At 56.4% G+C, this 8832-nt stretch carries 11 protein-coding genes; 9 read left to right on the forward strand and 2 right to left on the reverse strand.

Going from position 1 to position 8832, the window contains the following annotated elements; genetic code table 11:
- The first annotated feature begins 222 nt into the window (after positions 1–222).
- From ACVC5H_RS07385 to ACVC5H_RS07405, 5 genes are read left to right on the forward strand one after another with little or no spacing between them, the layout of a single operon-like run.
- Complete coding sequence (locus ACVC5H_RS07385; RefSeq protein WP_489621697.1) at positions 223–630, forward strand: PAAR domain-containing protein; 408 nt, start codon at positions 223–225, stop codon at positions 628–630.
- Positions 630–1136, forward strand: coding sequence for a DUF4123 domain-containing protein (locus ACVC5H_RS07390; protein ID WP_489621698.1), 507 nt, complete (start codon positions 630–632; stop codon positions 1134–1136). Before ACVC5H_RS07385 ends, ACVC5H_RS07390 begins: the two co-directional genes overlap by 1 nt.
- Positions 1120–1479, forward strand: a complete 360-nt coding sequence (locus ACVC5H_RS07395) for a hypothetical protein (RefSeq protein ID WP_489621699.1) — start codon at positions 1120–1122, stop codon at positions 1477–1479. The genes ACVC5H_RS07390 and ACVC5H_RS07395 overlap by 17 nt, the downstream gene beginning before the upstream one ends.
- A gap of 2 nt (positions 1480–1481) precedes the next feature.
- On the forward strand, positions 1482–2069 hold the full coding sequence (locus tag ACVC5H_RS07400) for a restriction endonuclease fold toxin 5 domain-containing protein (RefSeq protein WP_489621700.1): 588 nt from the start codon (positions 1482–1484) through the stop codon (positions 2067–2069).
- Between the two features lie 4 nt (positions 2070–2073).
- On the forward strand, positions 2074–2796 hold the full coding sequence (locus ACVC5H_RS07405) for an immunity 52 family protein (RefSeq protein WP_489621701.1): 723 nt from the start codon (positions 2074–2076) through the stop codon (positions 2794–2796).
- Positions 2797–3013: 217 nt separating this feature from the next.
- Here the strand turns inward: ACVC5H_RS07405 and ACVC5H_RS07410 are convergent, their stop codons facing one another.
- Positions 3014–3193, reverse strand: a complete 180-nt coding sequence (locus tag ACVC5H_RS07410; protein WP_489621702.1) for a hypothetical protein — start codon at positions 3191–3193, stop codon at positions 3014–3016.
- Positions 3194–3329: 136 nt separating this feature from the next.
- On the opposite strand from ACVC5H_RS07410, the gene ACVC5H_RS07415 reads away from it, so the two are divergent.
- From ACVC5H_RS07415 to ACVC5H_RS07430, 4 genes are all read left to right on the forward strand, one after another.
- Positions 3330–3443 carry an endonuclease toxin domain-containing protein gene (locus ACVC5H_RS07415; protein ID WP_489622665.1) on the forward strand — a complete coding sequence of 38 codons (114 nt, stop codon included), beginning with the start codon at positions 3330–3332 and terminating at the stop codon, positions 3441–3443.
- Entirely contained in the window at positions 3440–3964 is a 525-nt protein-coding gene (locus ACVC5H_RS07420; RefSeq protein WP_489621703.1) for a contact-dependent growth inhibition system immunity protein, read from the forward strand. Before ACVC5H_RS07415 ends, ACVC5H_RS07420 begins: the two co-directional genes overlap by 4 nt.
- 810 nt (positions 3965–4774) lie before the next feature.
- Complete coding sequence (locus ACVC5H_RS07425; RefSeq protein ID WP_489621704.1) at positions 4775–5359, forward strand: LysE family translocator; 585 nt, start codon at positions 4775–4777, stop codon at positions 5357–5359.
- 9 nt (positions 5360–5368) lie between these two features.
- Positions 5369–6829, forward strand: coding sequence for an aminotransferase-like domain-containing protein (locus ACVC5H_RS07430; protein ID WP_489621705.1), 1461 nt, complete (start codon positions 5369–5371; stop codon positions 6827–6829).
- 154 nt (positions 6830–6983) lie between these two features.
- On the opposite strand, the gene ACVC5H_RS07435 is transcribed toward ACVC5H_RS07430, so the two are convergent.
- Positions 6984–8687, reverse strand: coding sequence for a ShlB/FhaC/HecB family hemolysin secretion/activation protein (locus ACVC5H_RS07435; RefSeq protein ID WP_489621706.1), 1704 nt, complete (start codon positions 8685–8687; stop codon positions 6984–6986).
- Positions 8688–8832 lie beyond the last annotated feature (145 nt).

Here is an 8832-nt window from a genome sequence, read left to right on the forward strand (position 1 = left end):
GCGGGGTGGGGGCAACCGCGCGCGTCGGGTGGGAAAAGATAAAATAGTTGTTTTTATTGCAATTTCCCCAGCCTATCTTCTCCCTTCCGACCAGCCTCTGAAAACGCATTGGAGCCCTCAGAGCGTCTTTCCCGTACGCTGGGAACAAATTCTGTTGCCCCTCGTCAAAGCCAGCACAACAGCGCAGCACTTGTGCGCCATGTCTAACCTGGCGAGGAAATCATGAGTCGTCCATTCATCACCATTGGAGACAAGACCAGCCATGGCGGCACGGTCATCAGCGGCGATCAGACCTTTCTGATCCATGGCAAGGCCGTGGCAGGCATCGGCGATCTGACCTTCTGCCCGCGCTGTAAAGGGACCTTCCCGATTACCACCGGTGCCGAAGACATGATCACTAACGGCAAGGCACCTGCTCGCGAGGGAGACCGCACCGCATGTGGTGCGGTCCTGATGGCCACACAGGCAGTCACTACCCACTCCATGGAACAAGATGCAGGTACGGCCGCCACCGCTTCCACTGCCGCCAGCACCCTGACCAATACACTGCCCCCAGCCGATTCAGGCATCTGCCTCAGTTGCCTGATGAATGCCGCAAAGTCCGGCGCAACCATGATCGTGCGCGACTGATGCCTGCCGACATTCAACAGCGACTTGCGCAACTGCGCAGCACCATGCCGCAACTCAAGCTATATGCCCTGGTGGATGGCTTTCAGTACCAGGCTCATTATGAAAAGACCCTGGAGGAAGATCTGCACGTGCGCGGACTCTTCCTCGGTACGGTCGATGCGCACCTCGCTCCATCAGGACCGTGGCTACTGGATGCCGAAAACGCACCCGCCAATCTGCACGACGATGTGACACGACTGGAGGCAAGGTCTCCCGCAGTGTCATGGCTCATCAGTCCAATGGACCTGGATGAAATGGCGGCCACGCTGCAGGCCCGCGTGCAGGTGGTGCTGCCAGATGGTCGACAGGCCCTACTGCGTTTATGGGACCCGCGAGCGCTGGCCAATGCCGCGCGGGATTTTGATGAGGCGCAGCGAAGCTATCTGTTTGATGGGATTGCCGAATGGCTGTTTTTCATGGATGGCCGTCGTGTGCGCATTGGAAGGCATCATGCTCAGAATCACTGAAGAACAATTCCAGAAGATACAGGCGCGCGATACCGACAATTTCGTGGCAGCGGTTGCCGATGAATTCCTGGCGGACCGGCCAGATCTTCTGACGCGCCCAGGCCGCACCGAGATCATCGGAAGGATGCGCGCCGCTTATGACAATGGACTGAACCTGGGCTTTACACAGACGCCTTCGCTCATCTACATGATGTACATGTCCGCCGATCTGCCCGGAATATTCCAACGGCCGGAGACGCAACAATACCTGAGCAAGCCCGGAGCCACGCCTGAGCAGCGGCTGAGCGATATGAGAGATGTGCTGCGCTACTTTGCTCGCACTTCAGAACAAGAAGAGGAATAAGCATGGGTTTTCTCGCCATCCCGTTCGTGCCGGCCATCTCTGCTGAAGTAGCAGCGTGGCTGGGACTAGCTGGCACTGCTGCCGTAGCGGGCGGCGCCGCTGCGGTCTATACAAATTCCAAGAAGGCTGAAGAAGCTCAAAGCAAGCCGCTTGCTCAAGTTGACGTGATAAAGCAGAGCGAAAAATGTAAGGAATGTCCGCCTAACGGCGGTGCAGTAGTGTCGCGGCGATGGAATATGTCCGATATCTCTCGCGAGTACCAAGCACGAGTGACGGGCTTTGCGCCCTATACTGAGTGGGCATTTTCTGGCGTGGACTTTGATGGATTCCGCTCTTCTGAATGTCTCTTGCAAGAAGCGAAGGCCCGATATGCACATTTTTTTGATCAAGAGACGGACACGCCAAAGTTCTTTTTCTCTTTCACCGGATATAAAAAACTGATGAATCAAGCGGAAAAACAAAGTCGCATTACAACGGCGTCTGCGCCCGCAAGACTCAATTGGTACTTCATGGAGAAATTCGTTGCCAATCACATGAAGCGAATATTTCTGGACGAAGGACTGCTAATAACCGTGGTTTTTATGCCGTAATCCGATGAACATTAAATTCCCCTATCGATCTGGGCTCGAAACGCTCCCCAGCATTTCTGAGCAGCTTAATCAGCTTTGGCGAGTGGCCATTCTCTTGGACCAAATAGGTATGCCGCTTGAGGAATGGTGCCCACCGGCGGACACCCCTGACAACGCCCGGCGTAACATCGCCTTTGATAAAAATGGACCATCACCAGCAGCTATCGCTATTTTTCAAGAAGAGGAAAAATCTGACCGATCTGAACAGTTTCGAAGATTAGGTGTATGGAACGGAAAAGAAGATACGGGCGGCGCCGTCTTGCTACACAAAGTGGCAATTGCCTCTAATCACTCGAGGTCCTCTTTCGAACTCAATTCCAAGGCTGTGCAAGCACTAGAGAAAAAGGGAAATATTGTTCAGATTATCAATACACTTCTAGGAATCTTCCCTGCGCCATTTATTCAGGTAAGCCCTCCTCCCTATGCAACCCGACATGCCGTCTTTGAAGATCACCCCGGCGTCGGCTGGATGCTATATTTACCTGAGATTTTGACACCTGCACAGGTACCAGAGGCTCCAGAGCTGATTCCGGTTTGGGACAAAGACAAGAAACAGAAAGGAACAATCGTCGTCAGCGTTCCGAACGAAACGTTCTCTGTAAAAAATAAGGAACATATCAAGGCGGCAAATGCGATTGAGATTCGCCTTGCAGATCAAGATTTACTCCCTCGTTTTTCGAATCTATAGCTGATATCTTCCAGCGCGGCGACGTGCTGAATCCATCTTCTGATAGTCATCGCGACAGTCCACATTAAAAAAAGCAGATTCGCAGTCACTACTTCATCACAGAAATGGCAGCGGCGGTCAGCCTGCAGTTCGGGAGCTCTTGGTGCAGCCTCCAGGCCAGTAGCGATGGTTCGATAGATTCGGCTGTCCGCGTTGTCGGCGTGATCGCTCATAGTTATTAGCCTTCATTGGTAGGAAGTTGATAGGGACGGAAGCGGATCATCTCTTGGCCAGCCCATTCGTTCAAGGAAAGAAACTGCGCCTGCACAAACAGATTGGGGAAATTGCCCGCTCCTTTGCTGTTGCGCATGGCCTCGCGCAGCTTGTCCACGTCGTTGACGTTGCTGGCGGTGGTCATGTAGAGGATGAAGCTGGCATGCCAGCCGTTGAAGTAGTGGCGCCGGCGGAAGAGCGTGAAGGACTGCGCAATATCAGATCAGTCCATATCGAAGTGCATGGGCCACTATGGGCCAGAAGATATTCTAAGCAAGCAAATGCAGCTTGCGATTCCCGCGAGTACTAACACTGAGCAGCTTGCTGCAATCGCAAAGTCGATACAGTACGCTCAAAGTAAGCAGATCCAGATTGTGGTGACAAAGATAAAATGATAGAGCTAAAGATCAGATCAAAAGCTGAAATCAAAGCTAAAGCAGAAGTTGGTTTCAATGGCGATTTCTTTCAAATAATTCCATACTCGATTTCAATGGTTAACTATGTTGAACCCAGTGCAGCGGTTTGTTACCTGGCGGCTGACGTAGGTAATGATGTGCTAGGAAGGATTGTGCGTCTTGCTTTTGACGAAAGTAAGGTTGTCTCGCCAGAGAAGTTTCAGGAAGTTTTTGCATCTGGAAAAATTCAGGAAGCTGCCCGTGAGCGGGTTAAAGCCGCTATGCAGAAATATGGATATAAGTCGAAAAGGGAACTACTTAAAAACATGATGTGCTGTTGGATTAGCATGTCTGAAACGGTGGTCCAAATTAAGCCAACGCATCACAAGACTATTGACGGATATGCTGGAATTTCTGTTAATGGAGATGAAATTTTGCATCTTCCTAGTAGCGCTACAGATGAAGAAATTGGGAATGCTGTGCGAGAGGGAATTAGGCGTTGTACAAGTGCGATTCGTTGAGCAAATGCCATACGCGAAAATTATTGGACTGGCATCTACCGCGCACGTGAGAGTCGATGACTGCGGAGTCTACGTTGGGGCAAGCGCCCACTGCTCGCAATGGTTCGCTGGGCGGGGTTACGTTGGAGTTCTTGCGGCGTTTTGATAACGGTCTGGTGTTATCCACCCGCAGTTACACCGCGTTGGTGCGCATTTGTGGAAGGGCGCAGGAGTTCATCGCGCAGTCGCATCGAGTACCTACGTACCAGAGGCCCACACGCGATATAGGTAAGTTCTTCCGAGGCCTACGCGCTTTCACTGGTCAGCTGAAGATCGTTTCAGTTGACGATGTTTTGAGTGAAGAACTGCTTAGCAAGTACGGCTGACCCTTGTCAAGAACCAATCTTCAAGCGCCAAGAGTGCCACGGTATCTCAATGACGGTGGCAAGGTTGCCGCCAAGATTCTCGCCGAGAGAGGGATGCCGTCATCGTTTGCCATTGAGATGGCGCGATTGGCGCAACTAGGCACGATTGAAACAAAGAACTAAGAACTTCGGATTAGAGGAATCGTAGCTACCACTGAGTAATGTCTAGCTCCCTTCTTGGATGATAGCAATCGGCCAGAAGCGGACGACACCCGCGACTCCATGGAACAAAGGTTTTTTTAGGCAAAAATCCGCCTTGATGCTAAGTGAGATCCGGTCAATTCGTATCGCCACTGTAGCAATCGTTCGACTGATACAGCATGTGCTTGTATGCGGCGCTTTGTATCTGTTCCTTGCCGTGCCGCGCTTCTAGACTGAGGGCTTCTCCACGCTACGACTCCATACCATGACTGAACTGCTGCCCCTGATGAGCTATTGCTTTGTGATGTCCGTCACACCCGGGCCGAACAACGTCATGCTGGCCACTACCGGTGCTAATTTCGGCTATCGTGGTGCGCTGCCGGTTATTCTCGGTATCCAGGTTGGCATCTTCGTGCAGACCATGCTCATGTGCGTGGGGCTGGGCAGCGTGTTGATCGCGTATCCGATGACGCAACAGTTACTGCGGATCGCGGGCGCACTCTACCTGATGTTTTTGGCCTGGAAGCTTGCAGCTGCCTCAGTGGCCGGATCCAGCGCACCGAGGGCGGTGTCGTTTGCGCAGGCGGTGCTGTTTCAGGCGTTGAACCCTAAAAGCTGGCTCAAGGCGGTTACAATGGCGTCAGTCTTTATGCCTTCGCAGAGCAACATACTCGCCAGTGCACTACTGTTGTCCGTGATCGGCACCGTGGTAGGCATGCCATGCAACACCATGTGGGCGCTATTCGGTGTCTCCATCCGTAATGTCCTGAAGGCACCCCGCAACCAGCGCATATTCAATCTGGTGATGGGGGCCATTCTGTTACTGCTCTCGGTGATGTTTTTACGCTAGACTTCCCCGATGTTTTCCATCGATCGCTCTTCACCCATCGCCCTATTCAAGCAGGTTGAGGACGCATTGCGCCAGCAGATCGCGCAACGCGTCCTGCCTGGCGGGACCAAGATGCCGTCGATCCGCCAGCTCTCCACTCAGCTCGCGGTCAGCACCAATACAGTGGTGGTGGCTTATGACAGGCTGGTGGCCGCAGGCGTCATCGAAACGCACGGTACGGCGGGCTTCTTCGTCTGTACACCAACCGACGCCGGCCGCGCCATTCTCGACGAAGTGGCGCTAGAAGCGGGCCAGGAGCAGGAGCCGGTTTGGCTGATTCAGCAAGTGAACGAGCAGCGGCCGGGATTGCTGCAAGCCAGCAGTGGAGCCTTGCCGCCGACTTGGCTGCAGGACGCAGTGCCGGCGGCCGCTGTGCAACGTGGCTTGGCGCGTAGCGCGGCCGGCATGGCCTCGCGCTGTCCACCGCAAGGACTGGCCGAACTGCGCGAGCAGATCGCGTTGCTTTTGCGTAGCATCGGCATCGCTGCGGAAGCTGGCCACGTCCTCACCACCTTTGGCGGCACCCATGCAATCGATCTGATCTGCCGCACGTTTCTACAACCCGGCGATACGGTGTTGGTGGAGGACCCGGGATACTTCCTGATGTTCGGCAGGTTGCGCCAGGACGGCGTGCACTTGTTACCCATCCAGCGCCGCCCCGATGGGCTAGACCTGGACGAACTGGAAGCCGCTTGCCGCGCGCACCGTCCGCGCCTGCTGTTCGTGCAGACGGCTTTGCACAATCCCACCGGATGGAGCAGTAGCGCCACCAATCTGCACAAGGTGCTGAGCATGGCGCAACAGCATGGCTTTCTGATCGCCGAAGACGATGTGCACGGCCATTTCCAGCAGGGACACAGTACGCGTCTGGCATCGCTCTCCGGACTGGATGGCGTGATCTACTACTCCAGCCTATGCAAGGCATTGAGCCCGGCTCTGCGCATGGGTTACTTGGCCGCCCAGCCCTCACTGCTCAAGCTGCTGATGCGAACCAAGATCCACAGCATCATGACTTTGCCGGCGTTGAACGAATACGTTCTACTGGAAGTGCTCAAGGCCGGTAACCTGCGCAAGCACCTGGAGCGGTTGCAACGCAAGATCATGGTGGCGCGCCACGCCAGCATGCAGCAGCTGAGTGCGGCTGGCGTATTGTTTGAGCAGCCCGGTGATGCCGGAATTTTCCTGTGGGGCAGCATGCCGGAAGGGTTGGATGTGGACCTGCTGGTGCAGGATGCCTACCGCAACGAGATCCTGATGATGCGTGGCGCCGCGTTCTCTGCCAACGACAAGCCCGACCAGCACATCCGCTTCAACGTCGCCTTCAGTCAACATCCCCGCGTGAGCGCCTACCTCGATGAACGCCTGCGCGTAGTGGCAGGCGTGCGCTCAAGCCTGGCCCGCGCCAGCGGTCCCATCAGCAGAATTGCTTGACTGGGCTGAGACCCTCCGGTGGCTTACCGGGTTGAGCTCTTTGAGGGTACAACAGCGGATTTTCGAGGAATTTACAGGGACTGGATATTCGCTTACAGACCGGGCAGAGACGCGCTCAGGAAACGACGATTAACGTCAGTCTTTTCGACGATCATCAAAACGCCCACTGCAGGTTGAATCCTCCGGTCACCGCTGCCGTCTGGAAGCCTTGTGGTTTGGCCAGCGGCGTAGCCACGAACATCTCATAACTCAGCTTGAACAGGCTGCCGCGCAAGCCCAGCGCCGCTCCGGTCAGCCGCTGGCCGGTGAGGAACTGCGCCGTCGGTCCTGCTACCGCACCGGTATCGACGCCGCCAAACAATTCCTGCCCGCTCTCGCCCAGGCCCAGCGCCACTTCATTGCGCAGGAACCAGCCGCGCTCGGCCTGCAGGCTCAGTTCGCCATCGAAGCCGCGCACGGTATAGCGTCCGCCGATGGAGAACTGATCCTGCGGCGGCAGGCTGCCGCGGTTCCACTGCGCGCGCAGGGTAGGGGCATAGCGCAGCCTGGCGCCGGCCAGCTGGAAGGGCGCATTGAGCGAGGCATCCAGCAGCCACAGCCCATAGTGCGTGCCGATCTGCGGCAGGTCGAAGGGCGTGCTGGGTTCACTGCCCTGGGTGTCGAGCGAACGGCGATAGGCCAGCGTGGCATCGGCCACGGCCTCGCCCAGGTACTGATGCTGGTTCAGCCCTGCTTCCCAGGCGGTGGTGCGACGCTGCTGGGCCCCGACCTCCAGATCGTCGATGGCGTTGTAGGCCTTGCGCAGCAAGCCTTTGCCGAACACCGTGGTCTTGCTCGCGGCATCGCGATAGACCAGGCGCGAGAGCTTGAACTCGGTGGTTTCCGAACGGCCGCTGTAGACGAAGTTTTCAAAGGCTCCAGCCACGGTCTGGTGATACTGGCTGCCCGACATCGTGATGGCCGCCATCCAGTTGCCCCAGGGGAGCGAGTAATGCAGCGTATAGGCCCGGCTGCCGTGGTCGCCGTAATGATTCAGGCTGCGGCTCATGCTGACGTAGAAGATGTCATTGAGGGTCCACCAGTTGTCGTAGGCCAGGGTCAGTCCGGCCTGGTACTTGCCGGTGGCCTGCGCGCCGCCATCGTCCAGCGTTGCCGTGAGGCGGAACGGAAAGGCTTGCTGGTACTGGATTACCAGGTCGCTGTCGCCCGCTTCGGCACCCGCATCCTCGGAGGGCGTGATCTTGATGTCGGCCTGCACGGTCGGCAGGCGCTTGAAGTTTTCCAGTCCTTGTTCGATATCGCGCAGGTTGAGGATGTCGCCCGCTTTGACGGGCAGGGCATTGAAGGCGGTACCGCGTGGATCGGCATCGGGCGCAAAGCGGATGTGGCGCACGCGTCCTGGCACCACTGACAGCACCAGCTGCCCGCCCGAGAGATCCTGCGCACGCGCCAGCATGCGGGTGGTGATGTAGCCGCGCGCGACGATGGCGCTCTCCACCCGCGCCAGCACCAGGTTGACCCCTTTCGAGCCGAGGCAGCGCCCGATGGCGCCCTGCGGCCCGGTCACGCTGTCGAGCGCAAAGTCAAAACGTTCGGCCTGGTCGCCCTCCAGCCTGATCGACGCAATCGTCCGGCAGGGTTGCTCCTGCTCCGGAAAATCCTGCGCCATCGCAGGCGCCGCTGGTGTGCCCAGGTTCACGTCGGGCCGCTGTTCCTGCTGCTGGCGCAGGGCGCGTTCACGTTCACGCTGCAATTGTTCGGGATTGACGGCGGTTTGCGCCAGGACGAGGGGAGTGAGCAGATTCAGGCCAAGGATCAGGGCAAGTCTGGAGGGAGGAAAACGGCAAGCTGAAAACATGGTGAGCACGGCCCAAAGCCGCACTGGCCAAGGCATCAAAAGAAAAAGTAATGGAATAAAAACAACTGTTGGGTTTTGCTGACAAGAAACCTTCTCGCGTACTGAAAAATCACTTTTCCTCGTTAACCTAAATTAACATCTCGCA

This window comes from Herbaspirillum sp. Her3 (assembly GCF_057961275.1).